Genomic DNA, 16185 nt, shown 5'->3' on the forward strand with positions numbered 1-16185 from the left:
GAGGGCGGTGCCCTCCGCATCGTTCGAGTCCACGGTGCCGAAACCCGGGGCCGCGGGCAACCTGGTGATCAACCCCATCGTGTACGCCGAGGTGTCGGTCCGTTTCGACCGGATCGAGGAGCTGGACGAGGCGTTGCCGGCGGAGGACTTCCTTCGCTCCGTCCTTTCCGCGATCTTGCACTTTCTGTCGCGATATAAAGAGCATTCCGCGCATTTCGACGACAGAAAGTGCAAGATCGAGGTTGGTCCCGTCGATCATGGAGTTGTGGTGCCTGTTTTGACGCTATAACTAGCACTTCGTCACCCACCACAACTCCATGATCGACGAGGCGGTGCGGGCGTTGACGAACAGCCACTCCAGCGTCATGCAGCGGCGGTGTCGGCGCGACCCAGATGCGACGGTTTCCTGAAACCCGAGTGGATCTAGGCCGGGTGAGGGGCAGAACGGAGTCAGGCGGGCGGGTTCGGCGCCACGAACGACCCCTTGCCCTGGTGCACCTCGATCCAGCCCCGCTCATCCAAGATCCACAGAGCCCGCTTGATCGGGTTGTCGGACGAGTTGTACTGGCGGGCGAGTTCAGCGATGGTTGGCAGCTTGTCGCCGGGCTTGAGGGTGCCGCTTCGGATCGACGTCGTGATGTCATCGACGACCTGCTCGTAGACAGGCTTGCGGGGCATGGTGGGACCACCTCTCGTCAGCCTGTACAGAGTCTCACCACGCGCGACGCAGTCTGGACCCTGTGTTGACTCTGGCTACTTAGGGTCCTAAGTTGGACTATGTCGGAGGTCCTCTCGTCAGCAGCGGAGTGCCTCATCAGGGGCGGGTGGCTTCCCGTGTCATACCGCCTCTGACCTGCATCCCCCATCACCAACCACTCCCAGCAGTCGGTACCTCCATCACCCATCAATTCGTCGCGCCCCGAGGAGGCACAGTTGGACGAGCGACTGCCGGACGGGCCGCTGCCGCCCGCGTACCCCATTGCCGGGGCGCGACCTCCGCAGCCGGACGGGGATCGGGTGCGCGCTCCAGCCCGGCCGACGCGGGCGCCGCTCACCCGGCGGCAGTACGCCTACGGCATCGCGATCGCGGTGGTCGTACTCGTGCTGGTTGTGATTGGGGTCCTGCGGTGAGCGCGACGGGCCGGCGGTGAACGAGCTGCCGGTGGGTCGCCGGGTCGCGCAGTGGCGGGTCCGGCGGAACATGACGCAGCAGCAGTTCGCCGACCGGCTCGGCAAGTCGAAGAGTTGGGTGGACAAGGTCGAGCGTGGGGTACGCCGGTTGGAGCGGGTGTCCAACCTCCGGGAGGTCGCCGAGACGCTGCGCATCGACGTGGAGGTCCTGCTGGCGGCCCGGCCCGCGCGGCCGACTCCGGTTGCCGGGCTGGACGGGGTCCGGACGGCGCTGGCCCGCTACCAGCTACCGGGCGCGGACCGACCGCCGCTGGTGGAGGAGTTGGCTGCTCGGCTGGAGCATGCCGAGCAGAGCTATCGGCACGCGCGGTACCCGGCCCTGCTGGCACTGCTACCCGGTCTGCTCGACGCCGTCCGCGAAGCGCACGCCGCTCGCCCCATCGCGACGGACGCGCTGCTCGTGTCGGTGTACGCACTCGTCGCGCTGGTGCTGGTCAAGGTCGACCAGGGGGAGTTGGCCTGGCTGGCCGCCGACCGTGGAATGACCATCGCCCTGGCTGCCCCCGACCCGCAACTGGCCGGCCTCGCCACCGTGTCACTGAGTCAGGCCCTGCGGTCCCGTGGTCGACGGCGCTCCGCCCTGGACGCCGCGCTCGTCGCCGCGGACCGCATCGGCGCGCACGGGGTCGGCGGTGTGTCCCCAGCCAGCGTGGGACTACGCGGGACGCTGCTTCTTCAAGCCGCCCTCGCCGCGGCAGGCGGGGGAGACGGACGCGTCGCCCGTCAGTCACTCGACCAGGCCGAGATGATCGCCCGAGACGTCGGCCCGGACGGCTCCGGGGGTGGTGCTGGCTCCGAGGGTTCGGGCTCTGGCGGTGTGGTCTTCGGTGTCGGGGGTTTCGGTCAGGCGGCGGTCGAGGCGGCCCGGGTGGTGGCCGATGCGGCCCTCGGCGACGTCACCACGGCGACGGCCCGGCACGAGCGGCTGGTGACCGGCGACGAGTGGCGAAGCCTGCCGCCCGAGCACCGGGCCGCATACCTCCTCGATGTGGCCCGGGTGTACGCCCTGGCCGGCGAGATGCACCGCGCGGGCCGGGCGGTCCTCGACGCGGAGCGCACCGCCCGCAGTGAGGTGCACGACCGGCCGGCGGTACGAAAGCTGGTCACCGTCGTGTGGCGCTCCGCCGACGCGCCCGCCGGCATCGTCCAGCTCGCCACCACCCTCGGTGTCGCCTGACGGCCGCCACCTGGTCTCCCTGGCGGATGGTGGCGGGCCGGTGCGGGGGGAACCAGTCAGCGCGGTGGACCTTCGGGGGATTGGCCGTCGTGACCGAACTTTCGGCACCGTTGACGGTCTCGCCGGGGCGGACCGCCGAACCGGAGGTGCCGTAGCCTCCGGCCATGATCGAACGGGTGAGAGTCGCGGTAGTCGGTGTCGGTAACAACACCTCCGCACTGGTGCAGGGGCTTGCTCTCTACCGCCAGGGCGGCAGCCTGGTCGGAATCCGCAGGCCGATGATCGACGGCCTCGGAGTGGGGGACATCGACATCGTGGCGGCCTTCGCCACCTCCGAGGAGAAGATCGGTCGGGACCTGACCGAGGCGATCTTCCTGGCGCCCAACAACTTCCCCCGGCTGAACTGCGACCTGCCGAGAGCGGGTGTGCCGGTCACGAAGGGCCTCGTCGACGCGAGCGAGGTGCAGCGGGTGGCAGCGGCGCTGGCAGGGGCGGAGGTGCTGCTCTACTCGGCGCCGAGTGGCCGACCGGAGACTGCCCGGGCGTACGCCGAGGCGGCCCACACGGCGGGCGTCGCCTTCATCAACACCACCGCCGACCCGGTCGCCCGCGATCCACAGCTGCTGGACAGCTTCGAGGCTGCCGGTCTGCCGTTGCTCGGCGACGACCTGGCGAGCCAGTTCGGCACCTCGGTGTTGCACAACGCGCTGCTGCGGCTCCTGAAGGAGCGGGGCCTGACGCTGGTCAGCTCCTACCAGGTCAATCTGGGCGGCACCGAGGACTTCCGCAACCTGGTCGAGAACCCCAACACCAAGAAGCAGTCCAAGCTCAACGCCCTCTCGGAGGCGGGCAGCGTCGAGGTGGCGCCGCTCGGGTACCTGCCGCATCTCGCGTCGCAGAAGGTGGCTCACCTCAACCTTGAGGCGCAGGGTTGGGGTGAGACAGCGGTGAGCCTCGACGTGAAGCTGAAGGTGCATGACCCGAGTGGCGCCGCCGGGGTCAACATCGACCTCATCCGCATCGCGGCCAGCGCGCTACGGAACGGGCGTGGTGGTCATGCTGCCGAGGCGACGTCGCTGCTCAAGTCTCCGCCGGGCACGGCGATCTGACGTCCGTCTGCCTCAGGCCGCGCCGACGGAGCGGTAGACCTCCAGGGTCTGCCGGGCGATGGCGTCCCAGGAGAAGTGCTGCACCGCGCGCCGCCGGCCGGCCAGGCCGAAGCGCTCGGTGCGCGCCGGGTCGGCGAGCAACGTGTTGATCGCGGCCGCCAGGTCGGCCACGAAGCGGTCCGGCTCCAGTGGGGTGCCGGAGCCGTCGGTGGACTGCTCGATCGGTACCAGCAGGCCGGTCTCGTCGTCGGCCACGACTTCGGGGATGCCGCCGGTCGCGGTCGCCACCACTGCCGTCTCGCAGGCCATCGCCTCCAGGTTGACGATGCCCATCGGCTCGTAGACCGACGGGCAGACGAAGACCGTGGCGTGCGTGAGCACCTGGATCACCTCGGGCTTGGGCAGCATCTCGGCCACCCAGACCACACCGGAACGGTTGGCCCGCAGCTCGGCGACCAACTCCTCTACCTCGGCGGCGATCTCGGCGGTGTCCGGCGCGCCGGCGAGCAGGACGAGCTGGGTGTCCGCCGGCAACTCCCGGGCGGCCCGCAGCAGGTACGGCAGCCCCTTCTGCCGGGTGATCCTGCCCACGTAGACGACGCTGGGGCGGGACGGGTCGACGCCGAGCCGGTCGAGCACGTCGGTGCCCTGATCCGGGGCGTACTGGACGGTGTCGATGCCGTTGTAGACCACCCGAACCCGGTCGGGGTCGATCTGCGGGTACGCGGTGAGCACGTCGTTGCGCATCCCGCCGCTGACCGCGATCACCGCGTCGGCGGCCTCCATCGCGGTGCGCTCGATCCAGGAGGAGAGCGCGTAACCGCCGCCGAGCTGCTCGGCCTTCCACGGCCGCAGCGGCTCCAGGCTGTGGGCGGTCACCACGTGCGGCACCCCGTGCAGCAGCTTCGCGGTGTGGCCGGCCAGGTTCGCGTACCAGGTGTGGCTGTGCACCACGTCGGTGCCGGCCGCGCCGGCGGCCATCTCCAGGTCCACACCCATCGTGCGCAGCGCGGCGTTCGCGCCGGTGAGGCCCGGCGGTTCGGCGTACGCGGTGACGCCCGGCTCGGTGCGCGGCAGGCCGAAGCAGTGCACCCGTACGTCGGCGAGGCTGCGCAACTCCCGAGCCAGGTACTCGACGTGCACGCCCGCGCCGCCGTAGACCTCCGGTGGGTACTCGCGGGTGAGCAGATCGACGCGCAGCGGGGTGGGTTCCGTCATGACCCCGCACCCTAGTGCAGAAGACTCCCCGTACGAGTGGTGAAGTGGGGCGAGGGTGGATAGCGTCGGGGCATGGCTGCCAAGGTGCTCGCGATCGTCCTGGCGGGTGGGGAGGGCAAGCGCCTGATGCCACTCACCACGGATCGGGCCAAGCCGGCCGTCCCGTTCGGCGGGATGTACCGCATGGTCGACTTCGTCCTCTCCAACCTGGCCAACGCCGGCTATCTCAAGATCGTCGTGCTGACCCAGTACAAGTCCCACTCCCTCGACCGACACATCACCAAGACCTGGCGGATGTCCACGCTGCTCGGCAACTACGTCACCCCGGTGCCGGCGCAGCAGCGTCGTGGCCCGTGGTGGTTCGCCGGCTCGGCCGACGCCATCTACCAGAGCTTCAACCTGATCAACGACGAGCAGCCCGACTACGTGATCGTCTTTGGCGCCGACCACATCTACCGGATGGACCCGCGGCAGATGGTGGAGGACCACATCGCCTCCGGCGCGGCGGTGACAGTGGCCGGCATTCGCCAGCCGCTGTCGATGGCCGACCAGTTCGGCGTCATCGAGGTCGGCGAGGACGGCAAGCGGATCCGCGCGTTCCGCGAGAAGCCCACCGACGCGGTCGGTCTGCCCGACGCGCCGGACGAGATCTACGCCTCGATGGGCAACTACGTCTTCACCACTCGGGCACTCTGCGAGGCGGTCGAGCGCGACGCCGAGGACAAGTCCAGCAAGCACGACATGGGCGGCAGCATCATCCCGATGCTCGTCGAGCGCGGCGAGGCCAACGTCTACGACTTCCGCGACAACGAGGTACCGGGCAGCACCGACCGTGATCGCGGCTACTGGCGGGACGTGGGAACGCTCGACTCGTTCTACGACGCGCACATGGATCTGATCAACGTGCACCCCGTGTTCAACATGTACAACTTCGACTGGCCGATCTACACGGAGCAGCCGCCGTGGCCGCCGGCGAAGTTCGTGCACCAGTGGGGTGAGCGGGTCGGCCGGGCGGTCGGCTCGATGGTCTCCCCGGGTGTGGTGATCTCCGGCTCGCTGGTGGAGAACTCGATCGTCTCGCCGAAGGTGCGGGTGCACTCCTGGGCGCACGTCGAGGGCTCGGTGCTGATGGAGGGTGTGGAGATCGGCCGGCACGCTGTGGTCCGGCGGGCCATCCTTGACAAGAACGTGTTCGTCCCGGAGGGCGTCGAGATCGGCGTCGACCTGGAGAAGGACCGGCAGCGCTACACCGTTTCCGACAACGGCATCGTGGTGATCGGCAAGGGCCAGAAGGTCGTGCCGTGACCGACAGGCACTCCCCGAGGAGGATCCCGCAGTGACCCACCCCCGTGCCGGCCAGCTCGCCGAGCCCGCCGACCTGGTCGACGTGCCGCGCCTGGTGACCGCCTACTACGCCGAGCATCCGGATCCCGCGGACCCGGCCCAGCAGGTCTCCTTCGGCACCTCCGGCCACCGCGGCTCCAGCCTGCGCAACGCGTTCAACTCCGACCACATCCTCGCGGTCACCCAGGCGCTCTGCGACTACCGGCGTGAGCAGGGGCTGGACGGGCCGCTCTTCCTCGCCCGGGACACCCACGCGCTCTCCGCGCCGGCCGCTGTGGACGCCCTGGAGGTGCTCGCCGCCAACGGGGTCACAGTGCTGGTGGACAGCCGCGACGGCTACACCCCGACCCCGGCGCTGTCGCACGCGATCCTCACTCACAACCGTGGGCGGACCAGCGGGCTCGCCGACGGCATCGTCATCACCCCGTCGCACAACCCGCCCGACGACGGCGGTTTCAAGTACAACCCCACAAACGGTGGGCCGGCCGACACCGACGTGACCCGGTGGATCCAGGACCGGGCCAACGCCATCCTCGCCGCAGGGCTCAAGGAGGTCCGCCGGATCACCTACGCGCGGGCGCGGGCCGCCGACACCACCGGGGAGTACGACTTCCTCGCCAACTACGTCGACGACCTGCCGGCCGCGATCGACATCGACGCCATCCGCGACGCGGGGATCCGCATCGGCGCGGACCCGCTGGGCGGGGCGAGCGTAGCGTACTGGGGTGAGATCGCCGAGCGGCACCGCCTGGACCTGACAGTGGTCAACCCGACTGTCGACCCGACCTGGCGATTCATGACCCTGGACGGCGACGGCAAGATCCGGATGGACTGCTCCTCGCCGAACGCGATGGCGTCGCTGATCGCCGCGCGGGCCGACTACCAGATCTCCACGGGCAACGACGCCGACGCCGACCGGCACGGCATCGTCACCCCGGACGCCGGGCTGATGAACCCCAACCACTACCTGGCGGTGGCGATTCGCCACCTGTTCCGCACCCGCACCGAGTGGGGGCCGGACGCCGCTGTGGGCAAGACCCTGGTCTCCTCGTCGATGATCGACCGGGTCGCCGCCGACCTGGGTCGCCCGCTGCTGGAGGTGCCTGTCGGCTTCAAGTGGTTCGTACCCGGCCTGCTGGACGGCGCTGTCGGGTTCGGAGGCGAGGAGAGCGCCGGGGCGTCGTTCCTGCGACGCGACGGCTCGACCTGGACCACCGACAAGGACGGCCTGCTGCTCTGCCTGCTCGCCGCCGAGATCCAGGCCACCACCGGCCGTAGCCCGAGCGAGCACTGGGCGGAGTTGGCCGAACGCTTCGGCGCGCCCTCGTACGCCCGGATCGACGCCCCGGCCACCCGGGAGCAGAAGGCAGTGCTCGGCAAGCTCTCCCCGGAACAGGTCACCGCCACCGAGCTTGCCGGTGAGCCGATCACCGCGACGCTGACCACCGCCCCCGGTAACGGCGCGGCGATCGGTGGCCTCAAGGTCAGCACCGAGTCCGGCTGGTTCGCCGCCCGTCCGTCCGGCACCGAGGACGTCTACAAGATCTACGCCGAGTCCTTCCAGGGCCCCGACCACCTCAAGAAGATCCAGGAAGAGGCCAAAGCCCTGGTAGACCAAGCCCTGGCCCCCTAACCGCGGGGTCAGCAGGGTGGCGGGAGTTCTCGTTGGGTGCGGCGCAGCTCCTCGGGGAGCAGTTCGCGGAGCTGCTCGGGCAGGAACGGCAGGTCGAGCAGCGTCATCTTCAACTGGTTGCGTTCCTGGTAGCGCAGCGGGTCGAAGCGCACCACCAGGCCGGCGTTGCGGCGGTACCTGATCTCCACCGCTCCCTCGGTGGCCGGGTCGCGGAACACCAACCCGTCCATCTCCACCACCACCGGGGACGAGTCGGGCTCCAGCTCCAGCCGGATCTTCTCGTCCGGTGAGAGCACCACCGACCGGGAGATGCCCGCCATCGGCGCCGACGGCGTGACCACCATCGAGTCCGCCGCCGGGGAGATCAGCGGGCCGCCGGCGGCGTAGCTGTACGCCGTGGAGCCGATCGGGGTGCTGACCACCACGGCGTCGCACCGGTAGTAGCCGTACTGCTGGCCGTCGATGGCGAGTGTGGCGTTGACGAAGCCGGAGCCGGGCTGGCGCACCAGCGCGATGTCGTTGAACGCCACCACGTCGTCGCCACACACGTCGCAGGCGAGGCAGGCGTGCGACTCGACGGTGAACTCCTTGGACAGCAACCGGCTCAGCGCCTCAGGCAGCTCCGGCGGCTCGATCTCCACGAGAAAACCCACACGACCCAGGTGTACGCCGAGCACCGGCTTCGGGTCGAGGACGGCGGATCGAAGCGCACCCAACATGGTCCCGTCGCCACCGATGCTGATCAAGGCGTCGGCGCGGGCCGCCACCTCGTCCGCCGGCACCGGCACGATGCAGGACGAGACGCGGTGCTGGTCCTCCTCGCGCACCATCAACGTCTTGTGGTGACGCGTCGCCCACCGTTCGATGATCCCCACCACCTCGGTGACATCCCGGGTGGGGTGCAACACAAGTCCCAGCCCCGACACCCGTACAGCTCACCACATCGGCGGCGACCGTACCCGGCGTACACCGAAGGTGCGCCTCCGGCCCGCGGACCGTCGGCGCACCTCGCCGCCATCAGGGGCGGGGCTGCCCGGTGAGGTGGGTCAGCGAGCGGGCGACCAGGTCGTCGCGGGCCGCCGGAGGCAGACCCTCCAACCCGAAGCCCAGATACACCGTGTCCCCGGTGACCACCACCGAGCCCTCCTCGAACGCCTGCTGGCTGCGCGACCAGTCGTTGGCGTTGCCGGCGGAGCCGGGCGGTGGGCCGGCCACCGTCCAGCCACCCAGGTCGGCCGACTCGAACGAGGTCTCCGCCACCGTCGACCCGTCAACCAGCACCCGGGCGTCGTCCAGGAAGACGCCGAGACCCTGGGTGCCCCAGTCCGAGGCGTACGTGATCGACACCTCGACCTGCTTACCGGCGTAGCCCGACAGATCGGCCACGAACTCCTTCCAGCCTCCCGACGACCCGCTCGCCGCGTTCCAGCTGCCGGTGCTCCCGGTGGGGGAGCAGTCAGCGCCCTGGTAGTGCGCGAGGAACGGGTGCAACTGCTCCACCCAACCCTCGGGGCAGCTGTCCCCGGTGACAGTGCTGGTCTTGCCGTTGGCGTCCGGCAGTGTCGTCCAGTCGTCGCGACCCACCTCGTGCGCCTCGACGAACATGAAGTCCCAGTCCTGCTCGATCTCGTAGGAGGTGAAGAAGCGCAACTCCGCGCTGCTCGCCCCGGTGAGGTCCACAGTGCGCGTGAGCCGCTTGTACGACTCGTCGGTCTGCCCGCTGTACAGGTACCACTCACCCGTACGCGGATCGAACGGCGCGCCGCCCGGTCGGGACCAGCCCACCGGCGCGGAACTGGCGAACTGCGGGAACTCGTCCGGCGGCAGGAAGCTCGACGTGGTCAGGAACGACGCGGTGTGCGCCTGGTTCTCCGCCGAGCCGGAGGCGTTCAGCTGCCCGTCGAAGCCGGTGAACGCCGCATCGGTGCCGGCGACCGGGTACGGCTCCCCGTCCGGGCTCGTTCCGCCGTCGCTGACATAGGTGTGCGCGCCCAACCAGTACTGCTGGAAGTCGTTAAACAGCGGCAGACAGCTGGCAGCCTCGGCGTCGGTGCACTCCGGCGGCGCGTCCGGGTGATAGACGTACGACCCGTTGGCGCCCTGCGCGAACAACGCGTACTGGCCGCTGACCAGCAGTTTGCCGCCCTCGTTCAGGTAGTCCCGAACGGCCAGCTCGGTTTCCAGCGCCGCTCTGGCCGTCGTGCCGGCCACCTGACCGGGGGAGCGCAGGATCACGTCGTCGCCGGTCTCCCAGACCACCGCCTCGTAGTGCGACAGCACGCCGAGCGGGTGCGGCGCCTTGCGGCCCATCGCGTCGAAGTCGTACACGTCACTGCTGCGCCCGGCGGCGCCCAGCGACGCCGCGACCTCGTCGGCGTACTTCGCCGTGGTGCCGGTCTGCGCCGGGCTGAGGCCGGTGACGTCCTCCACAGCGAGGACCAGCACGTCGCCACCGACGTCGTCGTGCACCCGATAGGTGAAGTGTTCGCTGGCCACCACCCCGGCGCGCGGTTTGTTCCCGGTGAACCAGACCTCCACCCGGTCGCCCGGCTTCGCGCCGCTGACAGTGCCCCGTAGCTCGGCGTAGTAGTCGTCGTGGGTGTTGCCGTACCGCTCGCCGCCGCGCCACTCGCGGACCGCGACCGTCTTCGGCCGCCCACCGTTGACCGTGTAGTGCATCCGCACGTTCCTCAGCGCCCGACGGGTGATCGCGGCGACCTGCTGGGTCCGCCCGAACGAGGTGTCGAAGGCGTCCACCACGAAGTCCGGAGTGCTGCGACCGACCACCGAGACCGGGTCGTCCGGGTCCGCCGCCGACCGGGCCACCGCCAACGCGAACGGTAGGTTCTTGCTCACCTCGCCGGCGATCAGCGCCTCGTCGTCAGGGAAGATGAAGCCGCTGACGCAGTCCTCCGGGCGCCACTGGTCGTCCGGGTCGACGGCCGAGGCGGCCTCGCAGGTGGACATCTCCGGGGTGAAGCCCAGCGTGCCGTACCTGACGGTGGCGTGACTGTCGGTGTCACCGTTCGTGGTGTAAAGCTCCGCGGAGATGTCCGGGTCGTAGCCGGGCACCGCGGGGTGCGCGTCGTCACCGGCCATCGCCTCGTAGATCACGTCGTCCGGCGTGGGGGTGCTCACCTGCCAGCCCAGGCCGTAGAGCAGCAGTTCGGCCGCCGAGTGGTAGTTGACGAAGAACTCGAACCCGACCCGCTTGAAGAGCCGGTCCAGCGCCTTGGTCTCCGGCTCGGAGTTGGGGCCCGGGCCCCGGTAGGTCTCGCTGTTCAGCTCCGGCGACGAGCCCTCGTTGTCGTATCCCCACTTGTAGCTGAAGTTGCGGTTGAGGTCGACGCCGTCGCCGGAGCCGATCTGCCCGTCACCGTTGTTGTCCCGCAGGTTCTTGCGCCACAGCCGGTTGCCGGGGGTGAACGTGAAGTCGTAGCCGTCCGGGTTGGCCACCGGCAGGAACCACAGCTCGGTGGTGTCCAACAGACGGGTGATCTCCCGGTCGGTGCCGTAGCTGTCCAGCACGTGATGCATCAGCCGGCGGGTCATCTCCGGCGTGATCCACTCCCTGGCGTGCTGCGCGCCGGCGTAGAGCACCGCCGGTCGTTTGCCGTCCGCCACGGTCCGCGCGTTCTTGGTGACCTTCACCGCGACGATCGGCTGCCCCTGCTGGCTGCGACCGATCGTCTCCACCTTGGTCAGCTTGGGATACCGGGCCGCTGTGGCGTTCAGTTCGTCTCGCAGGCCGCCCGGCTCACCGTAGGGACGGAAACTCGTCCAGCCGGCCGCGGCCTGCTCCCGCAGCGCCTGCGACGCGTCCTTGCCCCGCACCTTCTTCACCGACAGCGGTACGCCCTTGTCGGTCAACCGCTTCGCCTGCCGTCGGCTGAGGACCGTCTCGACAGTCGTGCGGCCGGACGAGTCCGCCTTCGCGTCGTGGCCGAGGTCGACCCCCGCCGCGCGCAGTTGCTCCCGCTGTTTCGCGTCGACAACGCCGACGTACACCTCCAGACCGTCGCGGACGCCCGGGTCGGACGGGGGCCGCGCGCTGGCCGGTGGGGTCAGTGCCAGTGCGCCGAGCAGGGTGACCACGCCGGCGATCGCCAGTCGTCTCGGTCTCATCGCGCCTCCTTGGGTGAAGGACCTCTAGGCGCGAGCCTTCGGTGCGGCGTGATCAGTGTCAATAGGTCGATGGGTGCAAGGTTGCTGACCGTGTTGGTGTCGGTGCCGTGTGTGATGAATGGATGACCTGCCTCGTAACTGGGATTTTGTCGCATCGTTGAAAGGGTGCTGATGAACGAGCGGGCTGATGGACGTCAGCTCTGCTTCGGAGGGTGTAGCGGAGCCAGGAGGCGACTCGACGTGCGTGCGTTGATGGAGCGCGGGTGGCTGTTCGCGGAACGCCGTCGGCGCCTCGAACGAAAGATCGTCCTCTACAACAAGCCCTTGTCCCGCGCGGAGATCGAGCGGATCCAGGTCCAACGCTTCAACAAGATGTGGGCGTACTGCCTGACCCAGGTGCCGTTCTACCGGTCATGGCGGAAAGAGCATGATCTACCCAGTGGCATCTCGCGGCCGTCGGACCTTCGCCACTTTCCGATGCTCGACAAAGAGCTGCTGATCAGCCGCTCTGCCGAGGTCTTCGCGGGTGGTTCGACGAAGCAGGCCTACAGCACCGGCGGGAGCACCGGCCAGCCCACCAAGTTTCCTCGGGGGCGGGGCGAGTCGACCGACCGGTGGGCGAACAACTATCTCGGGCGAGCTTGGCGGGGAGTCCAGCCGTTCGAGCCGCAGGTCCTGCTCTGGGGGCACTCGCACCTCTTCGGCGACGGGCTGGCCAGCCAAGTCGCCCGGTTGCGGCGCGGCGTCGCCGACCGCCTGGTGAACATCACTCGGTTGAACGCCTACGACCTCAGTGATCCTGCGCTTCGAGGGCACTACGAGGCGATCCGTTCTCGGCGACCCGTGTTGCTGGTCGGATACACCTCCGCAATCTTCAAGGTCGCCCGCTACATCCAGCGCAACAGGCTGGACCTGGGCGACATGAGTCGGCTGCGGGCGGTGATCCTGACCGCGGAGACGGCCAGCGACACGGACATCGCACTGATCGAACGGGTCTTCGGGGCAAGGGCGGTCATCGAGTACGGCGCTGCCGAGACCGGCCTGGTGGCGATGTCCCGTGAGCAGGCACGACCCATCCAGGTCATCTGGGACAGCTTCATCTGTCTCGTCGATGATGATGGTTCGCTCGCGGTCACCACCCTCGACGACCGTCTGTTCCCACTGGTCAATTACGCCATCGGGGACCAGGTCGAACCAACTGACGTCGTCGACGGTAACGTGTTCGAGATCCGCTCGGTCCTCGGCCGACAGCAGGAAATCGTCCAGGTCGGCTCGGCGCACGGGATTCTCGACCTTTCCCCGATCCTGCCGGTGCACATCCTCAAGACCCTCCCGGACATCGTCGGCGTTCAGTTCCGTCAGGAGCGACCTGACGCCCTGCACATCTACCTACAGGCAGACCACGAGCTTGATCTGGAAGCGGTGAGTCTGTACTTCGTTCGCGAGCTGCGGAAAGATCACCCTGACCTCCGCGCAGAGTCGATAACGTTCCACCAGGTTGCCGACCAGGCTCGCACTCGTGCAGGCAAGCACGCCCTGTTCGTTTCCTGATCCGAGTGGCACTACGGCCTCACCTGCCGATGAGGTCGACGGGCGGCGCCGCCTGACGCTCCTGTTCAGGGGAGATATGTCTTGCTCGATGAGATCCGCGCCGCCGGTATCGACGCGACACCGCGGCCAGCACGAGGATCCCCGCGACCAGCATCTCCGCGACGGTGGTCGCGGCGGCGGCACCTGTCGGGCCGAGTGTCGCCGCCTGGACGAGTAGAGCGCCGCCCAAAAGCATACCGATCGACAGGGCGAGACGACTGGCGGCGACGTAGTTCCCGTCGCCGATGCGGTTGAGCGCAACGGCGCGGTTCATGGTCGTGAACGGTAGGGCGAGCGCCAACAGTTGCAGCCAAAGCGCCGACTCGGGTATCGGCAGCGAGAGCAGGCTCGTCGTGAGCCACGGCGCGGTGGCGATGACAGCGGCCGCGATGACGGTCGCACCTATGACGGCGATAATCTCGCTCTCCCGGCTGATCGCCACTGTGGGGCCGAGGTTGTGTCGTCGCCGGGTCCGGATCGCCATCGGCACCCGGAGTCCGCTGAACGTGACGGCGACCAGTGCCTGGTAGATGCTGACGAGGGCGCCGTAGCAGCCAACGACCTGAGGGCTCGCCACCAATGAGAGGGCGATAGTGCTGGCACGGCCGGTGAACGCCTCGGCAAGGCTGTAGGTGAACAGCGGACGGCTCAACCGGAAGGCGCGCCCCGCTGCCCCCGGCGACAGTCCCCTCCACATTGGTGGCGGGCCGGCCGGGCCTCGACAAGCCAGTATCTCCGTGCTGAGCAGGTAGGTGGCGGCACCAACCAGCAGTGCGGTCGTCAGTGGCGTGCCGGCGATCAGCAGCACCATGGCGAGGAGTCGGGTGCTGGTCATCGCGGCCGAGGCCGCGATGAAGCGCATCTGTCGGGCGAGGTCGCCGAAGCGCAGGTCGGCGAGGCTGTTGAAGATCATCACGCCGCCGGCGCTGATCAGGGCTGCCCCGCCGTACCCCTGATCAGCGTAGAGCGCGGCGATCAGCAGAGTGGCGGTGGCCATGGCAGGCACTGCCACCAGGATTCGCTGACTGTGCGCCGCGCGGCGTTCCTCGTCATTGCCGGATACATACAGCAGGGATGATCCACCCATGACCAGGTTCGCCACCCAGGTCAGCGCGGCCGTCATCACGCTGTAAGCCGCGATTTCGGCGGTCTGGCCCTGCCGCGCGCTGTACGCGAGTATCCCGGCGTTCAGCAGTCCGCTCATCAGGCTGGACGCCGACGCCACAACGGTATTGGACCGCACCCCCGACCGGCGACCTCCCTGGGAGCGGACAGACTCAGTGGGCTCGGAGAGCGTCTGCTCTGGAGTCGACCGTTCCTTCAATCGTGGTCCTTTCACGGCGGCTGGGCACCGCCCGCCGACGGGCGGGGGTCAGCGCTCCGCGACTGTCAACCTGATCCGGTCGAGGATGTTCGGCCCTTCGGTCTCGGCCCGCCAGGACCGATAGGCCTGCCCCGCCGCCCGGCGTGCCGCGAGCCGTTCCTCCCGGCTGCGCTGGGCGAACTGGTCAATCTGGTGAGCCAGAGTCGCCACCGTGGCATCCGTCAGGACGACTCCTCCGCCGGCCCGGAGCACCGGGCTCCAGGGGGTCTCGTCCGAACAGATCACCGGGCACGACGCGGAGAGGCTCTCCGCGATGACGTGGCCGAAGTTCTCCCCCTGAGTCGGAAAGACGAACATGTCGTACTCCGCGAAGGTGGACCGGACCGCGCGGGGCGCGAGCTCTCCCCGATAGGAGAGCGTCACGGACGCCGGCAACCGCTGGGCAAGCAGTTGGCATTCGGCCCAATAGGACCTGTCCTCAATAGGGCCGTAGATATCGAAAACCACCGGCCGCGTCACCAGCGCGAGGGCCTCGATCACCTTCGCCAGATTCTTGATCGGGCTGATGCGACCGATGAATACGAGCCGCGAGGAACCACCGGTCTCTTCGGGTGGGATTGGCTCTGGCGGAAGCGACACCTCGTTGGGTCGCATCTCGATCCGGGCCCACGGAAAGAGGTTCCTGATCAGCTGCGCTTCGTGCGGGTTGGTGGCGTGCCAGTGGACCCTGAGCCGTCTGAGAATGGGTCGCCAAACGCGTAGGAACAATCGCTTCTTCAAGCTCTTGACCCCTAGCGCACTCGCCGCCAGCTCACCCCGAGGGGCGACGAGTATCTGTTTGACCCGAATGATGCGTGCCTGCGCCGCGAAAATCGGCAGAACCGATGACCTCGCCCAGAGACTGTTGACGTAGAGGAGGTCGAATCTGGTTGATCGGAGCGCTTTCAGCAGGGCGTACCACTGGCGGAGGCGACCTGGATCGAGGTAGTAGATGCGAGCGTGGCCCCGGTCGATCCAGTGACCGGAGTGACCGGGATACGGCTCCGCGGAGCCGAGATCGCGGTCTCTCGTCACCATCGTCACCTCGATCGCTGGCGATACGACGTCGAGCAGTTGGGCAACGGAACGGACAGGGCCGCCGGCGCGGAATCCCGGTTCGAAGAAGTCACACGTCAACAGCACGCGATATGGCGGTGTGGGGACCGGAATTGGCGAATCGCGAATGACATTCGCGGCTGCGGGGGTCAGGTCGTCGTGTAGCACGTCGAAGGGTTCGGCCACGTCCGGCTAACGATGGGCGGTGTGGATCGGTGACGCCACGGAGGATCGGTCTGTGCGATGTGGCGGCGATCGGCGCCGAAATCGCGAGACAGGCGGCCGAAATGGAAGTCCGGATATATGCTCCGCTGTCATGGAGTCAATGACAGGGGCGCGCCCGATGGCAGGTGGGAATCAAGGCGCGCGTCCACGTCAC

Annotated in this window: 13 protein-coding genes; 7 read left to right on the plus strand and 6 right to left on the minus strand. The window is 68.6% G+C overall.

Features of this window, described 5'->3' with window-relative positions:
- Positions 1-7 precede the first annotated feature (7 nt).
- Positions 8-289 carry a hypothetical protein gene (locus tag ABZ794_RS11480; protein ID WP_238688100.1) on the plus strand — a complete coding sequence of 94 codons (282 nt, stop codon included), beginning with the start codon at positions 8-10 and terminating at the stop codon, positions 287-289.
- Between the two features lie 161 nt (positions 290-450).
- On the opposite strand, the gene ABZ794_RS11485 is transcribed toward ABZ794_RS11480, so the two are convergent.
- On the minus strand, positions 451-678 hold the full coding sequence (locus ABZ794_RS11485) for a winged helix-turn-helix domain-containing protein (RefSeq protein WP_112731238.1): 228 nt from the start codon (positions 676-678) through the stop codon (positions 451-453).
- A gap of 255 nt (positions 679-933) precedes the next feature.
- Between ABZ794_RS11485 and ABZ794_RS11490 the strand changes: the two genes are divergently transcribed.
- The 3 genes from ABZ794_RS11490 to ABZ794_RS11500 all read left to right on the plus strand — a co-directional run bounded on the left by ABZ794_RS11490 (position 934) and on the right by ABZ794_RS11500 (position 3477).
- The gene (locus tag ABZ794_RS11490) at positions 934-1131 is read left to right on the plus strand and encodes a hypothetical protein (RefSeq protein WP_238688066.1); all 198 of its coding nucleotides are present in this window, start codon (positions 934-936) and stop codon (positions 1129-1131) included.
- Between the two features lie 16 nt (positions 1132-1147).
- Positions 1148-2368: a helix-turn-helix domain-containing protein gene (locus tag ABZ794_RS11495; protein WP_357515385.1), complete on the plus strand. Its 1221-nt coding sequence runs from the start codon at positions 1148-1150 to the stop codon at positions 2366-2368.
- Positions 2369-2532: 164 nt separating this feature from the next.
- Positions 2533-3477 (plus strand): inositol-3-phosphate synthase, encoded by a 945-nt coding sequence (locus tag ABZ794_RS11500; RefSeq protein ID WP_357515387.1) that lies wholly within the window; start codon positions 2533-2535, stop codon positions 3475-3477.
- A 12-nt stretch (positions 3478-3489) separates the two neighbouring features.
- Here the strand turns inward: ABZ794_RS11500 and glgA are convergent, their stop codons facing one another.
- Positions 3490-4695, minus strand: coding sequence for a glycogen synthase (gene glgA / locus ABZ794_RS11505; RefSeq protein WP_357515389.1), 1206 nt, complete (start codon positions 4693-4695; stop codon positions 3490-3492).
- A gap of 72 nt (positions 4696-4767) precedes the next feature.
- Here glgA and glgC point away from each other — a divergent pair, with 72 nt between their 5' ends.
- Positions 4768-6000 (plus strand): glucose-1-phosphate adenylyltransferase, encoded by a 1233-nt coding sequence (gene glgC, locus ABZ794_RS11510; RefSeq protein WP_091401467.1) that lies wholly within the window; start codon positions 4768-4770, stop codon positions 5998-6000.
- Between the two features lie 31 nt (positions 6001-6031).
- Positions 6032-7672, plus strand: a complete 1641-nt coding sequence (gene pgm / locus ABZ794_RS11515; protein ID WP_357515391.1) for a phosphoglucomutase (alpha-D-glucose-1,6-bisphosphate-dependent) — start codon at positions 6032-6034, stop codon at positions 7670-7672.
- Between the two features lie 8 nt (positions 7673-7680).
- Here pgm and ABZ794_RS11520 read toward each other — a convergent pair whose 3' ends face one another.
- Positions 7681-8598: an NAD(+)/NADH kinase gene (locus ABZ794_RS11520; RefSeq protein WP_357515393.1), complete on the minus strand. Its 918-nt coding sequence runs from the start codon at positions 8596-8598 to the stop codon at positions 7681-7683.
- 91 nt (positions 8599-8689) lie between these two features.
- Entirely contained in the window at positions 8690-11797 is a 3108-nt protein-coding gene (locus ABZ794_RS11525) for a M14 family zinc carboxypeptidase (protein WP_357515395.1), read from the minus strand.
- Positions 11798-12037: 240 nt separating this feature from the next.
- Between ABZ794_RS11525 and ABZ794_RS11530 the strand changes: the two genes are divergently transcribed.
- Positions 12038-13348 (plus strand): hypothetical protein, encoded by a 1311-nt coding sequence (locus tag ABZ794_RS11530; protein ID WP_357515397.1) that lies wholly within the window; start codon positions 12038-12040, stop codon positions 13346-13348.
- Positions 13349-13367: 19 nt separating this feature from the next.
- Here ABZ794_RS11530 and ABZ794_RS11535 read toward each other — a convergent pair whose 3' ends face one another.
- Positions 13368-14612 carry a hypothetical protein gene (locus tag ABZ794_RS11535; protein WP_357515399.1) on the minus strand — a complete coding sequence of 415 codons (1245 nt, stop codon included), beginning with the start codon at positions 14610-14612 and terminating at the stop codon, positions 13368-13370.
- A gap of 147 nt (positions 14613-14759) precedes the next feature.
- Positions 14760-15992 carry a glycosyltransferase gene (locus ABZ794_RS11540; protein ID WP_357515401.1) on the minus strand — a complete coding sequence of 411 codons (1233 nt, stop codon included), beginning with the start codon at positions 15990-15992 and terminating at the stop codon, positions 14760-14762.
- Between the last annotated feature and the right edge of the window lie 193 nt (positions 15993-16185).

It is taken from the genome of Micromonospora sp. NPDC047187 (genome assembly GCF_040643355.1).
GTDB classification, from domain to species: Bacteria; Actinomycetota; Actinomycetes; order Mycobacteriales; family Micromonosporaceae; genus Micromonospora; species Micromonospora salmantinae.